This is a genomic window from Saccharothrix sp. DSM 118769 (assembly GCF_052936295.1).
Genome location: NZ_CP193627.1, coordinates 6,335,110 through 6,349,141, shown reverse-complemented (window position 1 = coordinate 6,349,141; position 14,032 = coordinate 6,335,110). Strand labels below are relative to the sequence as shown.

The following is a 14,032-nucleotide window of genomic DNA, read 5'->3' as shown; positions in this document are numbered from 1 at the left end:
GAGGATTCCTCGGTGTTGATGCGGTGCACTTGGGTGTTGCTGTGGGCCGCGAGCTTGCGCAGGGCGGCGATGGCCGCCGCCGCGGCGGCCAGGGCGAACAGGGCCTTCACGCGGCGACCCCTTCCGGGACGAAGGAGCGGAAGAACCCGTCGACCACCGCGTGGTAGGCGTGGGGGCGCTCTTCCTGCAGGTGGTGGGAGACGTGGTCCATGACGTGCAGGTTGCCTCGGGGCACCATGCGGGCCAGCATCAGCGGGTAGTCGGGCGTGAGGAACGCGTCCTGCATGCCCCAGATGAACAGCACCGGGGCCTGGATGAGGCCGAGCTCGGCGGTGAGGTCCTGCCATTCCCCCCGTGGCGAGTCCGACATCGCGGCCAGTTCCCGCTCGCCGGGGTCGAGGCTCTGCTCGTAGCGCAGGTCGAGCGTCTCCTCGGGCAGCCGGTCCCCGTCGTACCACTCCAGGGTGGTGATCAGGCGGCGCATCTTCTCGCGCGTCGGGCCTTCGCCGCCGTAGTAGGCGTCGCGGGCGTTGCGACCGCGGCGGCCACCTTCGGGTAGCGGGGCGAGCGGGCCGTGGAACACCGGCATGCTGCCCGTGACGACCAGCGACCGCACCCGGTCCGGGTACTTGGCGGCGAGGTTGAGCGCGATGGTGCCGCCCCAGGAGTTGCAGACGAAGTCGGCGCGCTCGACGCCCAGGGTGTCGAGCAGGGCGACGGTCTTGGCCGCGTGGTGGTCCCACATCGGCCCGGTGATCTGGGTCTTCGAGGAGCGGCCGTACTGGTGGATGTCCACCAGCAGGCACCGCCGGTCGGTGGCGAACAGCGGCGCCACCGGACCGAAGTCGCTCCACCCGGTGCAGCCGGGACCGCCGCCGTGCAGGAACACGGTGTCCGGGCCCGAGCCGAGGTCGTGGTAGTGGTAGGTGACGCCGCCGCCGTCGGCGTAGTGGCTCTCGGGTGGTGGGCTCATGCTGCTTCCTTCTGGGTGATGGACAGGGTGGTGCGCGCCAGCACTTCGCACAGGCGGCGCATCGCGCGCACGTCGACGGTGTTCATGCCGCGGCTGAAGTCGACGTCGAAGTCGGTCGAGGTGACCTTGGGCATGCCGGTCCGGACGGTCGGGATGCCGCGGGCGCGCAGGATGTTCGCGTCCGTGGCGCCGCTGTTGTCCGGCACGGGTTCGTGCGGCCGACCGCGGGTGCTTTCCCACGCCTCGATCGCGGTGCGCACGATCGGCGCGTCCGGCGGGGTGCGGGTGCCGGGGATCGACAGCACCATCTCCAGCCCGAGGTCGTCGTCGAACCCGGCCAGGAACGCGGCCAGCTCCCGTTTGACGGCCATCGGCGTCACCCCCGGCGCGATCCGCAGGTCCAGGCGGATCCGGCAGACCGCCGGGGTGACCGCGAGCACCCGCTCCCAGCCGCCGGCGATCGACCCGATCACCCCCTGCGGTGCGGCGGTGGCGGTGCGGTGCCTGGCCGGGTAGTCGGCCAGCCACCGCTCCAGGCGCGTCACCACCTCGGCGGCGGTGACGATCGGGTTGCGGTAGGGGAGCCGGTGACGGCTGCCCACGTAGGTGTGGGTGCCGGGCACGGTGATCTCGAACCAGCACAGCCCGACCTCGTCGTGGGCGATGAAGTCACCCGGCTTGGCGATCACCGCGTGGTCGGCGTGCCAGCCGCGCTCCAGCAGGAACGAGCAGCCGACGCCGTGACCGGTGTTGGCGCGGGCGGGGTAGCCCGGCGCCTCGACGGCGTTGGTGGGCATCCCGCCCGCGCCGAAGGCGACGACCACGTCACCGGCCAGGTCGGGCCGGGCCGCGCCCAGCGCTTCGGCCAGCACGAGGACGCAGGCGGCGTGGCCCTTGGGGTTGCTCGCGCCCAGACCGAAGACGAACGGCCCCTCGTCACGCGCCTGCGCGAGCATGTCCGGGCGCAGCTCCGGCCCGATCCACGGGACGTCCAGCTCGGGCTGCCCGGTGGTGAGGGTGTCGATCGGTGCGTAGAGCATGAGGTCCTCGCCGCCGCCCGTCCCGCGCAGCCGGCCCACGGCGTTGGCCTGGAACTCGTCCAGGTGCTGCGCCTGCGCGGCGAAACCCGCGGCCGACAGCCGGGCGGCGAGCATCCGCGCCAACGGCGCCTCGCGGCCGGTGGGGCTCGGGATGGCCGTGACCGCGCGTGCCGCCGCGCGGAGCCGGTCCTCGGTGATGTGCCCCAGCACCGCGTCGAGGGCGGTCACGGCCTGATCACCGCGACGCCCATCCCGGTCAGCCACTCCGGCATGGGGGAGTACGCCAGCGCGCGGCCGGGCGCGAAGCCCAGCGCGGCGGCCATGACGAGCCAGGTGCGCAGCTCCTGACCGCCGTTGCCGGCGACCTCGCCGATCTCCCGGGTCGTCAGTGCGGTGTACTTCTCCAGCTCGCCGCGTTCGAGGTCGGCCAGGAACGCTTCGTCGAAGTCGGGGAACAGCACCGGCCGGGCACCGGTGATGATCTCGCGGCGGCGGCCGTCGTAGCGCTCCCAGTCGCCGCGGCCGTTGAGCCACGCCTCCACCAGGAACTCCTCGTCCTCGCCGTCGGGGGCGCGCCAGTCGTCGGGCCAGGGCAGCTGGTGCGACAGGCCGCCGGAGGCGATCACGACCACCTTCAGGTCCTCGGGCAGCGCTTCGACCGCGGCGGTCAGGTTGCGCCCCAGCTCGGCGCAGCGGTCGGTGCGGGGGAGCGGGGCGGCGAAGACGTTCACGACCAGCGGCACCACCGGCACGTCGACGCCGTCGAGGAGGTACTGGATCGCGTGGGTCTGGCCGTGGTCGATCTGCAGGCGGGCCGAGATCGCCACCTCGGTGCCCCGTTCGACCAGCTCCTCCGCGAGCCGCTGCGCGAACCCCGGCGCGGTCTTCTGCGGCCCGGACGGCGTCTTCGCCTCACCCGAGCCGATCACCTCGCCGACGCCGAGGGTGAACGACGGGATCATGTCCAGCCAGAACCCGCGGAAGTGGTTGGACCCCACGATGATCGCGACGTCGGGCTTCGCCGCGGCGATCTCGTTCCGCGCTTCGCGCAGCGCGTCGCGGAACCGCTCCGCGCGGTCGGTGTGCACGACCTGGTCCCAGTGGGTGTTCATCAGCGTCGAGTGGGACGCGCCGACGCCGAGCACCACGCGCGCCATCAGTCCGCCTCGGGAACCGGGACGGCGACGCCCTGCGCGCCCAGCCGCTCGACGCGTTCCTCGCAGGTGTCCTCGGCGAGCTTGCGCCACTTGAGCAGCGAGTCGTCGGGCCGGTAGAGCTTCTCCGGCGGCGCGTCGGTCACCTCCACCATCCACTTGTCCTGCGCGGAGAACTGGCCGTGGAACAGCCACCGCACGAAACCGAGGTACTTGGCGTAGAAGGGCAACGCCTTCCACCCGCGCCGGAAATCGGCCATCACGCCGACGTAGAGGTGGTTGTCGGCGTCGACCGGCACGTAGAACTCGTAGTGGATGAACGTCGGGTAGACGATGCGCAGCACACCGGGCATGCTCACCGAGGCGAAGCCGGGGAACTCCTGCGCCGCGATCACCGGGTTGACCTGCCGGTGCGAGCCGGTGTTGCCGATGTTGCCGACCTTCTTCGGCGGCCTCAGCTTGAACCACGCCTGGTTGTCCCACTTGCCCAGGCCGGGGAAGTCCGCCGTCCAGTACTGCTCGTCCTGGACGCGGTAGATCCACCGGCCGCGCTGGACGATCCGGGTCTCGTTCCACACCGGCATGGCCTTGAACAACCGCCACAGGGCGGTGCGGTGCAGGTACTTCGCGTGGCCCTCGTCGTAGCCGTTCTCGCAGGCGAAGCGCCAGTTGCCCTCGCGCGGCTGGATCCGCGACCCGACGACCGCGGCGTTGCCCACCAGTTCCTCGGGCAGCTGCTCGTCGATCGGCGGGGCCTGCTCGCCGTCGCCGACGAAGACCCACACCATGCCCAGGCGCTCCTCGACCGCGTACGTGGGCTGGGTGACCTTGCCGCAGATCGGTGAGGCGGGGCCGTCGGTGATCGCGGCCTTGAGGTCGCCGGTCTTCAGGTCGAACGTCCAGCCGTGGTACGGGCAGGAAATGGTGCCGGGGAACTGCTGGTTGCCCTCGGACAGCGGCACGCCGCGGTGCGGGCACCGGTCCTTGAGCGCGTAGACCTCGCCGCCGTCGCGGACGAGCACGATCTTCTGGCCCAGCAGGGTGACCTGCCGCGGCGTGCCGGTGAACCGCGACGAATAGCCGACCGGGTACCAGTAGCCGCGGAAGCCCGCCGCCGCGGCCTGGTAGTGCGGCCAGCTCGACCAGTCCTGCCGGCCCGGGAGGATCGCCGGTCGCCGGGTCCGCCGAGGCGGGGTGCCGGTCTTCTCCCCGTTCTGCGTGCTCATGGCCGCTCCAAGTTCGTTGTGCCGAAGCTGACGGCGAGTCCACCACCCGGGTGCCCGCAGGCCAACGCCTCCGGTCCGCTCACCGGACCGGATCCGAAATCCGGGCCGCGGTCCGCTCAGCGGTCCGCGACCCGCGCTCGTACCGCGACACCGCCCTAGGGTCCGGTGATCCGCGGACGTCGTCCGTCCACTCCCGACACCACCGCACCGACGGAGGCCGGCCCATGCCCCCTGCACCGCTCGACACCGACATCCTCCTGGTCGGCGCCGGACCGACCGGGCTCTACGGCGCCTACTGCGCGGGGTTCCGCGGGCTGCGCACCGTCGTGGTCGACGGGCTACCCCAGGCCGGTGGGCAGATCTCCGCCCTGTACCCGGAGAAGGAGGTCCTCGACGTCGCCGGACTGCCGCGCGTGCGGGGCCGCGACCTCGTGGCCGCACTGCTCGACCAGGCCGACCGGTACGGCCCGGAGTACCTGCTGGGCCGCCAGGCCGTGGCACTGGGCCGCGACGACGAGGGCCGGCCCGAGGTGACGCTGTCCGACGGCCGGCTCGTCCGCGCCGGCGCGGTGATCGTCACGGCCGGCATCGGCACCTTCACGCCGCGCAAGCTGCCCGCCGGGGAGGAGTACCTCGGCCGGGGCCTGAGCTACTTCGTCACCGACCCCGCCGCGCACAGCGGTCAGGACGTGCTCGTCGTGGGCGGGGGCGACAGCGCGGTGGACTGGGCGCTGGCACTGGGACCGATCGCGAAGTCGGTCACCCTCGTGCACCGCCGTTCGACCTTCCGCGCGCACGCCGCCAACGTCACGGCCGTCACCGAGGGCGGGACGCGGGTCGTCACCGACGCCGAGGTGGAAGCGCTCGTCGGCGAGGACACCGTGCGGCTGGCGCACGTCCGCGTCCGCGGCGAGGACGCGCCGCGGGTGTTCGAGGTGGACAGCGTCGTCGCGGCCCTCGGGTTCATCAGCGACCTCGGCCCCCTCGCCGACTGGGGTATGCGGCTGCGGGGCCGTTCGATCCTGGTCGACTCGCGGATGCGCACCAGCCTGGACCGCGTCTACGCCGCCGGGGACGTGGCGGAGCACGACGGCAAGGTGCGCCTGATGTCCGTCGGCTTCGGCGAGGTCGCGACGGCGGTGAACAACGCCGCGGTCGCCCTGGACCCGGAGCTGTCCCTGTTCCCCGGCCACTCGACCGAGAACTCCTGACCCCCGGAGGGAAAACCATGGCCTACGTCATCGGCGCGAACTGCATCGACGTCACCGACCGCGCCTGCCTGGACGTCTGCCCCGTCGACTGCATCTACGTCGGCGAGCGCAAGAGCTACATCAACACCACCGAGTGCATCGAGTGCGGCGCCTGTGAACCGGAGTGCCCGGTGGACGCCATCTTCGTGGACCGCAAGGCACGTGGTGACGAGGGCAAGGCGGTGTTCGTGACCGACTCGATCGCCTTCTTCACCCAGACCCTGCCCGGCCGGGACGCGCCGCTGGGCGACCCCGGCGGCGCGGGCAAGGTCGGCGACATCGGGGTGGACACCCCCATGGTCGCGCAGTACTGACAGCGCGGGGGCGGCACCCGGAGTGCCGCCCCCGCGCTGTCAGCGTCCGGTGAACCGCGGCGGGCGCTTGTCCAGGAACGCCTGGAGCCCTTCGGCGGCGTCCGCGGTGCCGGTCAGCTCCAGCACGCCCTTCTCCTCGTGCCGCAGCGCTTCCTCGATCGGCAGCCCGTAGCCCTCGTCCACGACCCGCTTGATCAGCCCGATCGCCGCGGTCGGCTTGGCCGCCAGCAACCGAGCCTCCTCCGCGACCACGGCGTCGAAGACCTCGGGCTCGACCACCCGGTCCACCAGGCCGAGTTCCCACGCCCGGTGCGCGGTGAGCCGGGTGCCGTCCACCATCAGCCGCTTGGCCCGGTGCGGCCCGACGAGCCGGGGCAGGCGCTGGCTGCCGCCCGCGCCGGGGAACAGGCCGAGGGTGATCTCGGGGAAGCCGAAGCTCGCCGCAGCCGACAGGATGCGCAGGTCACAGGCCAGCGACAGCTCCGCGCCGCCGCCCAGGGCGTGGCCGTTCATGGCCGCGACCACCGGTTTCGGCGCCCGTTCGAGCAGGCGCTGCACGTCGACCCACCCGCGCATCCTCGCCTGGTTGGCCCCGGACAGGTCCCGCATGACGGCGATGTCGGCGCCGGCGACGAAGAACCGCCCGGTGCCGGTGACGACGAGGCACCGCACGGTCGGGTCCTCGGCCAGCGGGGGCAGCACCTCCTGGAACTCCGCGATCATGGCCGGGTCCACGGCGTTGGCCGGGGGCCGGTCGATCCGGATCGTGGCCACACCCGCGTCCTGGGTGACGGTCAGCACCGGCGCTCCTCTCATTCGGTGACCCCGGCGGCGCGCAGGGCCGCCAGGCGGTTGTCGTCGACGTCCAGCAGTTCCCGAAGTACCTCGTCCGTGTGCCGGCCCAGCAGGGGAGCGGGTGAGGTCAGCGCACCGGGTGTCGCCGTCAGGCGCGCGACGATGCCCTCGTGCAGCACCGTCCCCGCGACAGGGTGGTCCAAGGGCTGGTAGAAGCCGCGTTCGGCCAGGTGCTCGTCACCTTCGACCAGGTCGCGGCCGGTCGCGACCAGGGCGGCGGCGACTCCGGCGCTCTGCAACCGCGCGGCGAGGTGCTCGGCGTCCTGCTCACGCGTCCACGCCGCGAGGGCCCCGTCGATCTCGTCCTCGGCCGCCCGCCGCCGGGCGAGGTCACCGTCACCGGGTAGGTCGGCGAGGTCCCGCAGCACCGCCCACTGGGCCTCGTCCAGCGCGGTGATGGCGACCCACCGGTCGTCCCCGGCCGCCGGGTAGACGCCGTGCGGCACGGCGTGGCGCGACCGGTTCGGGTGCGCGGCCGTGCGCGGGTCGTCGTGCCCGTGGTCGAGCACGGCCGGGCCCATCGTGGCGGCCATCGCCTCCAGCTGGGACAGGTCGACGTGCCCGCCGTGGCCGCGCACGAGCAGGTCGAGTGCGCCCAGCACCGCCGCGTTGGCCGCGACCACGTCACCCAGGCCGAACACGAGCCCTTGCGGTGGCATCCCGGGATCGCGCGTCTCGCTGGACAGCCCGGACATCGCGGCGAGCGTGTCGGCGAAGGTGACCGCCCTGCGCCACGGGCCGGTGTGCCCGACGCCGGACATCGACACCAGGACCGCCCGCGGGTTGAGCGCGCGGAGCGACTCGTGGTCCAACCCCCACTTGTCGAGCACGCCGGGGCTGAAGTTCTCCACGACGACGTCGCAGCGGGCGGCCAGGTCGCGCAGGACGGCCTGCCCCTCGGGCGTGCGCAGGTTGAGCGCGACGCTGCGCTTGCCCCGGTTGAAGTTCAGGAAGTAGCCCGAGTCGTCCGGGCCCGCGCCCGGCCGCAGCCGCATGGACGGCGAGAACCGGGTCGGGTCGTGCCGGTGCCGGGACTCCACCTTGATCACGTCGGCGCCGTGCTCGGCGAGGACCTTGGTCGCGTACGGCCCGGCCAGCACCCAGGTCAGGTCCAGCACCCGCACGCCGTCGAGGGGAGGACGGCCACTCGTGGCCCGCCGGCCGCGCGCCGGGCCGGTCCACGTGCCCTCCGTGAGCGGGGACAGCGCCACCGGTCGGGGCAGGCCCGGCGCGTTCCAGGGGAACCCGGCGTCCTCGGTGCCGTCGATGGAGACGAAGAACCGCCGGTCGCGGAGTTGCGGGTTGCGGACCAAGGCCGCGGGCGGCGTCACCTCGGCCCACGGCAGGGCCCGTTCGCGACCCTGCTCGGTCACCTCCCGCGCCGTCCGCTTCGCGACGAACCGGGCGATGACGGCGTCGACGCGCGGGCGCTCCGCCCAGCGCACCACCGGGTCGGCGAACCGCTCGTCCAGCAGCTCGCCGGCCTCGCCCTCCTCGGCCAGCCAGGCCAGCAGGCCCGTCCACATGCGGTCGCTGCCGGAGTAGCCGCCCGCCACGTACCCGTCGGCGGCCGGGAAGATCCGGTGCGCCACGTGCTCGTAGACGCCGCCGTTGCGGACCGGGAACCGACCGGCGTGGATCCACGAGATCGCGCCGGTCTCCAGCGTGGCGGCGACCGCCTCCTGGGCGGAGACGTCGATCAGCTGACCGGTGCCCACGCGGTCCCGGGCCAGGACGCCCAGCAGGGCCGCGATCGCCCCGTGCGCCCCGGCGACCTGGCACGCCTGCTCCCGCGGCGGGGGTTTGGGCTGGCCGCCGGGCTGCCCGCCCAGCCAGGTCATCCCACCGGCCGAGGCGAGCACGAGATCGCCGCCGATCCAGTCCCGGCGCGGGCCGGTCAGCCCGAACGGGGTCACGACCACGTGGACGGCGTGCGGCCAGCGCGAGGTGCCGTCGGCGCGCAGGCCGCGCAGCGTCGCGACCGGGCCGCTCTCCAGGACGACGTCGGCGTCTCGGGCCAGCGCGTCGAGGTCGTCGTCACCGGAGATCCGGACGAGCTTCTTCCCGGCGTGCCAGTGGAGGTGTTCCGCCTCGTCCAGCGTTTCGTCGGGGTCGACGCGCACCACGTCGGCGCCGAGTCCGACGAGCAGTCGTGCGCCTTGCCGGGCCAGGTCGTCGGTGAGGTCGAGTACGCGCAACGCTGCCCTCCAGGTGGACCGGGGTGAGGTCACCCGACCGTAAGGAGCGGCGACGTCGGGCAGCCCGCGTCCGGTTCACTGGGCGGACCGGTGCTCGGCATCCCACGTGGAGTCGTCCACGGTGGCCGGCAGCAGGGACTTGACGACCTTGCCGCTGCCGTTGCGCGGCAGCTCGCGGGTGATGCGCACGTACCGCGGCAGGGCGTGCCGCGGCAGCCGGGTGCGGCACCAGTCCCGCACCGCCGGTCCGTCGACGGTGCGGTCGTCGGTGGTGAGCACGACCAGGACCTCCTGCTCGGTGAGGTCGGACTCGACCCCGAGCGCGACGGCGTCCACGACGCCGGGCAGGGCGCGCACCACCTGCTCGACGTCCCAGGTCGAGATGTTCTCCCCGCGCCGCCGCACCACGTCACCGCGCCGCCCGGCGAAGGCCAGGTAGCCGTCCTCGTCCAAGCGCCCGCGGTCGCCGGTGCGGAACCAGCCGTCACGCAGGACCGATGCGGTGGTGACGAGGTCGCCGGCGTAGCCGTGGAACCGCATGTGCGGAAGCTTCGCGCGCACGGCGATCTGCCCGGTGCACCCGGGTGGCAGGGGCCGTCCGGCCTCGTCCAGGATCGCGACTTCGTACTCCGGGACCACACGCCCCGCCGTGCCCGGCCGCCAGTCGTGCGGGGTGTTGGCCGCGACGTCACCCAGCTCGGTGCTCGCGTACGCCTCCAGTGCCCGCACCCCGAACCGCTCCAGGAACCGGGCGGTCAGCTCGGCGGGCGCCGGCGCGCCGTAGGCGAGGCGGACGGCGTGGTCCCGGTCGCGGCCGTCGCCCGGCCGCCGGTCCAGGATCGCCAGCATCGCGCCCATGAAGTTGAACGCCGTGACCCCTTCGGACCGGCACGCCCCCCAGAACCGGGAGGCCGAGAAGCGGCGGTGCGCGACCAGCCGCGCGCCGGTCAGCAACGCGGGCAGCAGCGCCGTGTGCCGAACGTTGACGTGGTGCCAGGGGAACACGTTGAACAGCACGTCCGTCGGGCCGTACCCCATCGTCGCAGCCACCCGACGGGCGTGGCGCACGGCCGCGAAGTGCGGCAGCTCGGCCGCCTTGGCCCGTCCGGTGGTGCCCGAGGTGGACAGCACGACGAGCACGTCACCCGGTGCGGGCCGGTGCTCCCGCGCCCCGACGACGGGCAGTTCGCGGAGGAACGGGTGACCACCCGGACCGGGATCGTCCTCGGCGACCAGCACGACCCGCTCGACCCTGCTCAGCAGGGCGCGCACGGCGGGGTTGTCCGCGATCGCGGACGTACCCGCGACCAGCACGGCGGCGCCGGTGGACCGCCGGATCGACTCGGCGGCGGACGGGGTGACGTCGAGGGCCAGGGGCACCTCCACCGCGCCCTGCCGGGCGAGGCCGAAGAGCAGCTCGACGGCCACGCCGCCCGGCCGCACGCAGGTCAGCACGCGGGTACCGGGCGGGACCCGGAGCCGGGCGGCGAGCGCGCGGGAGCCTTCCTCGACGTCACCGACGCGCAGGCGCGTGCCGTCGTCGAAGCGGACCAACTCGCGGTCCGGGTCCTGCCGTGACCGGCTCGTCAGCAGGTCGACCGGGGAACTCGCCTGATCCTCGCTCACCCCGATCATCGTCGGGTCGGCGCCGGACCCGGCCAAGGGGGCGGACCGCTCAGCGGACCGGTCAGCCGGCCGCCCGCTTCACCGGAAGCGTCACGGTGAACGGCTCGTCGCGCACCGCCGAGGCGGTGAGCAGCGCGCGGTCGAGCGCCCGGGCGATGGTGGTCGCGGCCGTGCGCAGCTCGGGCAGCAGGTGCCGGGGGGTCAGACGGGCCACCGGCGCGGTGGTCGACACCGCCGCGTGGACGGTGCCGTCCGCGCCGGTCACGGGGACCGCGAGGCTGCCGACGCCGGGCATCGTCTCCTCGATCTCCAGGGCGAACCCCTGGGCCCGGACCGCCGTCAACTGCTTGCGCAGGTCGTCCACCGAGGACACGGTGCGGGAGGTCAGGTGGGCCAACCCGGCCGAGCGGAAGCGGGCCAGGTGCTCCTCGAGGTCGGGTGCGGCGGCCAGCAGCACCTTGCCCGTCGCCGTGCACGTCGCGGGCAACCGGCCCCCGATGCGCGAGTGCGAGTGGATGTTGGCCTCGCCCGCCACCTTCTCCAGGAAGAGCACGTGGGCGCCGTCGAGCACGGCCAGGTGGATCGTGGCCCGGGTGACGGCGAACAGGTCGGCCAGCGCGGGGCCCGCGACGGACCGCAGCACCGCCGAGACCGGCACCCGCTGGCCGAGTTCGAACATCCGCAACCCGAGCTGGTAACAGTCGCCCCGGCGTTCCAGGAGCCCCCACTCGACCAGTTCCTGCGCCAGCCGGTAGGCCGACGCCTTGGGCACGCCGGACCGGCGGCTCAGGTCGGTGAGCCCCAACTGGTAGGTGCCCGACTCGAAAGCGCGCAGCAGCAGTTGGGCCTTGCCGAGAACCGAGCTCGGCCGGCCCTCGTCCTCTGCTGGCATGGAGCCTCCTCACCGGCCGGGAACGGGTCGTGATTATCGCCATCCGGCAAGATCCAAGTCCAGTGACTGTCACCGTCCGTTACCTGCGCGTTTCCGGTAGCGGCCGTGGTGGGGCCATTCGTCGGCGGTGGTCCGCTGAGCGGACCGGAGAGGTGGGCTCACCGACCGTGACGGCGGACACTGCGCGCACGGCTCGCGGTGTCGCGGGACCGGCTGGAGGTGCGGCGGGTGGAGGCCGATGGTGAGGAAGACGGTTCCGGCCGGGAGCGCGGTGTGAGCGCGGTCGAGTACGGCTACGTCGCGGTCCCCGGCGGCCAGGTGCACTACGCGGAGCAGGGGAGCGGACCGCCCGTCCTGCTGCTCCACCAGGCCCCGCGCTCGCTGGACGAGTTCCGCGAGCTCCAGCCGCTGCTGGCCGCCGACCACCGGGTGATCGCGATCGACGTGCCGGGGTTCGGCAACAGCTCGCCGCTGCCCGTTCCGCAGCTCATCGAGGACTACGCCCGCGGCACGCTCGCGGCGTTGGACGCCCTCGGCGTGGACCGCACGGCACTGCTCGGCCACCACACCGGTGGCGTGGTCGCGGTCGAGCTGGCCGCCGCCGCGCCCGACCGGGTCACGGCCGCGGTGCTGTCCTCCACGCCGTGGACGGACGCGGGTTACCGCGCGTCGCGCGTGGGTGGTCCCGGGGTGGACGACGCCCCCCGCGACCCGGGCGGCGGCCACCTGCTGACGTGGTGGGAGCAGCGGCGGCCCCACTACCCGCGCGAGGCGACCGGCCTGCTGGACCGGTTCGTCCGGGACGCGCTGGCTCCCGGCGTCGATCCCCGCGAAGGCCACCTCGCGTGCGCCCGGTACGGGATGGAGCGGCGCATCGGGCACGTCCGGGCGCCGGTCCTGCTGCTCGGCGCCGCCGACGACCCGTTCGCGCTGCCCGCGCTGGAGCCGTTGGCCCGGAACCTGACCGCTGCCGAGGTCGTGCGCCGAGCCGTGATCGAGGGCGGCACGGTCGCGCTCATGGAGGACAAGGCCGAGGAGGTGGCGGCCGTGGTGCTGCCGTTCCTGCGCCGGTTCGCCCGGTGATCCGCTTCCCCGGTCCGCTGACTGAACCCGGGCGTTGTCGCGGTCGATCCCCGCGGCAAAGGTACGTCCACTCGACCAGCTCGCTCGGAGGCAGCCATGTCCACCGCTACACAACCACACCGGCAACCGGCCCGGGCCGCCCTCGCCGGGTGGTTCGGGACCACGATCGAGTACTACGACTTCGCCCTCTACGGCCTGGCGGCCTCGCTGCTGTTCCCGAAGATCTTCTTCCCCGCCGCGGACCCGGTCGTCGGCACGCTGATCTCGCTGTCCAGCTTCGGCGTCGGGTACGTCGCACGTCCCTTCGGCGCCCTGTTGTTCGGGCACCTCGGCGACCGGATGGGCCGCAAGTTCATCCTGGTCACCACGCTGGTGATGATGGGTCTCGCGACCACCGCCATCGGGCTGCTCCCGTCGTACGGCCAGTGGGGCATCGCCGCACCCGTGCTGCTGGTCGCCCTGCGCATCGTGCAGGGCGTGTCGTTCGGCGGTGAGTCCAGCGGCGCGGTGCTGCTCACGGTCGAGCACGCCGACGAGCACCGCCGCGGCTTCTTCGGCGGAATCCTCAACACCGGCACGGCCGTCGGCACCATCCTGGCCAACGTGGCGTTCCTGCTGGTGTCGCAGCTGCCCGAGGACGACCTGCTCACGTGGGGCTGGCGGATCCCGTTCCTGGCGAGCTTCCTGCTCGTGATCACCGGCTTCGTGATCCGGGTGAAGCTGCGCGAGAGCCCCGAGTTCGAGAACGCCAAGACCACCGGCGCGGTCCACAAGCTGCCGCTGGTGGACGTGCTGCGCAAGTGCGGCGGCACCGTCGTCCTCGTGACCCTGGCGACCGTCGGCGCCGGGATCATGATCACGGTGGGGTCGGTCTACGCCCTCACGTACGGCAAGACCGCACTGGGGCTCAGCACGTCCACGATGCTCGGCGCCCTCCTGCCGGGGCTGGTGGTGGTCGTGGTCTGCGCACCGCTCTACGGCCGCCTCGCCGACCGGATCGGGCCGCGGACGGTCTTCACCGCCACCGCCGCCTCGATGGTCGTGCTCCCGTTCGTGTGGTTCGCCTTGCTGAACACGAAGAACCCGGTGCTGATGTTCCTCGGGTTCGCCCTGCTGTTCGCCGGCTACTCGGGCAACTTCGCGATGTTCCCGGTGTTCTTCTCGCAGGCGTTCCCGGTGTCGCTGCGGTTCAGCGGGATGGCGATCGGGTTCACGTTCGGCACCATCTTCGGCAACGCGCTGGCCCCGGCCATCAGCGCGACGTTGCTGGAGTCCACCGGTTCCTGGGTCGCCGTCGCGGGGTACATGGCGGCGGCATCGGCGATCAGCCTCGTCGCCGGTCTCGTGCTCAAGCAAGCGCGTGCCGAGCAGCCGGAGGCCGTCGAGGCGAAGACCGCGGCGCCGGCGGCGTGATCCACCCA

General features: G+C 73.2%; 12 protein-coding genes. 4 read left to right on the top strand and 8 right to left on the bottom strand.

Annotated features, from left to right (window positions below; all coding sequences use genetic code 11):
* Positions 1 to 106: 106 nt before the first annotated feature.
* Genes ACRAKJ_RS26820 through ACRAKJ_RS26805 form a run of 4 tightly spaced genes read right to left on the bottom strand, consistent with a single transcriptional unit; the run spans position 107 to position 4,393 of the window.
* Positions 107 to 973, bottom strand: a complete 867-nt coding sequence (locus ACRAKJ_RS26820) for an alpha/beta fold hydrolase (protein ID WP_438922908.1) — start codon at positions 971 to 973, stop codon at positions 107 to 109.
* A complete protein-coding gene (locus tag ACRAKJ_RS26815) occupies positions 970 to 2,241 on the bottom strand; it encodes a M20/M25/M40 family metallo-hydrolase (protein WP_438922909.1) in 1,272 nt (423 codons plus the stop codon). Before ACRAKJ_RS26815 ends, ACRAKJ_RS26820 begins: the two co-directional genes overlap by 4 nt.
* Entirely contained in the window at positions 2,238 to 3,170 is a 933-nt protein-coding gene (locus ACRAKJ_RS26810; protein WP_438922910.1) for a DODA-type extradiol aromatic ring-opening family dioxygenase, read from the bottom strand. The genes ACRAKJ_RS26815 and ACRAKJ_RS26810 overlap by 4 nt, the downstream gene beginning before the upstream one ends.
* Entirely contained in the window at positions 3,170 to 4,393 is a 1,224-nt protein-coding gene (locus ACRAKJ_RS26805) for a Rieske 2Fe-2S domain-containing protein (RefSeq protein ID WP_438922911.1), read from the bottom strand. The genes ACRAKJ_RS26810 and ACRAKJ_RS26805 overlap by 1 nt, the downstream gene beginning before the upstream one ends.
* A gap of 224 nt (positions 4,394 to 4,617) precedes the next feature.
* On the opposite strand from ACRAKJ_RS26805, the gene ACRAKJ_RS26800 reads away from it, so the two are divergent.
* Both ACRAKJ_RS26800 and ACRAKJ_RS26795 read left to right on the top strand, forming a co-directional pair.
* On the top strand, positions 4,618 to 5,604 hold the full coding sequence (locus tag ACRAKJ_RS26800) for an FAD-dependent oxidoreductase (RefSeq protein ID WP_438922912.1): 987 nt from the start codon (positions 4,618 to 4,620) through the stop codon (positions 5,602 to 5,604).
* A 17-nt stretch (positions 5,605 to 5,621) separates the two neighbouring features.
* Positions 5,622 to 5,957, top strand: a complete 336-nt coding sequence (locus ACRAKJ_RS26795; RefSeq protein WP_447008706.1) for an indolepyruvate ferredoxin oxidoreductase subunit alpha — start codon at positions 5,622 to 5,624, stop codon at positions 5,955 to 5,957.
* 39 nt (positions 5,958 to 5,996) lie between these two features.
* Here ACRAKJ_RS26795 and ACRAKJ_RS26790 read toward each other — a convergent pair whose 3' ends face one another.
* From ACRAKJ_RS26790 to ACRAKJ_RS26775, 4 genes are all read right to left on the bottom strand, one after another.
* The gene (locus ACRAKJ_RS26790) at positions 5,997 to 6,758 is read right to left on the bottom strand and encodes an enoyl-CoA hydratase-related protein (RefSeq protein ID WP_438926322.1); all 762 of its coding nucleotides are present in this window, start codon (positions 6,756 to 6,758) and stop codon (positions 5,997 to 5,999) included.
* Between the two features lie 11 nt (positions 6,759 to 6,769).
* Positions 6,770 to 9,010, bottom strand: a complete 2,241-nt coding sequence (locus ACRAKJ_RS26785) for a CoA transferase (protein ID WP_438926321.1) — start codon at positions 9,008 to 9,010, stop codon at positions 6,770 to 6,772.
* Between the two features lie 75 nt (positions 9,011 to 9,085).
* Positions 9,086 to 10,636 carry an AMP-binding protein gene (locus ACRAKJ_RS26780; protein ID WP_438926320.1) on the bottom strand — a complete coding sequence of 517 codons (1,551 nt, stop codon included), beginning with the start codon at positions 10,634 to 10,636 and terminating at the stop codon, positions 9,086 to 9,088.
* A 61-nt stretch (positions 10,637 to 10,697) separates the two neighbouring features.
* Positions 10,698 to 11,528 (bottom strand): IclR family transcriptional regulator domain-containing protein, encoded by an 831-nt coding sequence (locus tag ACRAKJ_RS26775; protein ID WP_438926319.1) that lies wholly within the window; start codon positions 11,526 to 11,528, stop codon positions 10,698 to 10,700.
* 228 nt (positions 11,529 to 11,756) lie between these two features.
* Here ACRAKJ_RS26775 and ACRAKJ_RS26770 point away from each other — a divergent pair, with 228 nt between their 5' ends.
* Both ACRAKJ_RS26770 and ACRAKJ_RS26765 read left to right on the top strand, forming a co-directional pair.
* Positions 11,757 to 12,611: an alpha/beta fold hydrolase gene (locus ACRAKJ_RS26770; protein ID WP_438926318.1), complete on the top strand. Its 855-nt coding sequence runs from the start codon at positions 11,757 to 11,759 to the stop codon at positions 12,609 to 12,611.
* Between the two features lie 96 nt (positions 12,612 to 12,707).
* A complete protein-coding gene (locus tag ACRAKJ_RS26765; protein WP_438926317.1) occupies positions 12,708 to 14,024 on the top strand; it encodes an MFS transporter in 1,317 nt (438 codons plus the stop codon).
* The last annotated feature ends 8 nt before the right edge of the window (positions 14,025 to 14,032 follow it).

Coding starts and splice junctions, on each gene's coding strand:
- ACRAKJ_RS26820 (WP_438922908.1), bottom strand. CDS start 973: ATGAGCCCACCACCCGAGAGCCACTACGCCGACGGCGGCGGCGTCACC.
- ACRAKJ_RS26800 (WP_438922912.1), top strand. CDS start 4,618: ATGCCCCCTGCACCGCTCGACACCGACATCCTCCTGGTCGGCGCCGGA.
- ACRAKJ_RS26765 (WP_438926317.1), top strand. CDS start 12,708: ATGTCCACCGCTACACAACCACACCGGCAACCGGCCCGGGCCGCCCTC.
- ACRAKJ_RS26795 (WP_447008706.1), top strand. CDS start 5,622: ATGGCCTACGTCATCGGCGCGAACTGCATCGACGTCACCGACCGCGCC.
- ACRAKJ_RS26805 (WP_438922911.1), bottom strand. CDS start 4,393: ATGAGCACGCAGAACGGGGAGAAGACCGGCACCCCGCCTCGGCGGACC.
- ACRAKJ_RS26810 (WP_438922910.1), bottom strand. CDS start 3,170: ATGGCGCGCGTGGTGCTCGGCGTCGGCGCGTCCCACTCGACGCTGATG.
- ACRAKJ_RS26775 (WP_438926319.1), bottom strand. CDS start 11,528: ATGCCAGCAGAGGACGAGGGCCGGCCGAGCTCGGTTCTCGGCAAGGCC.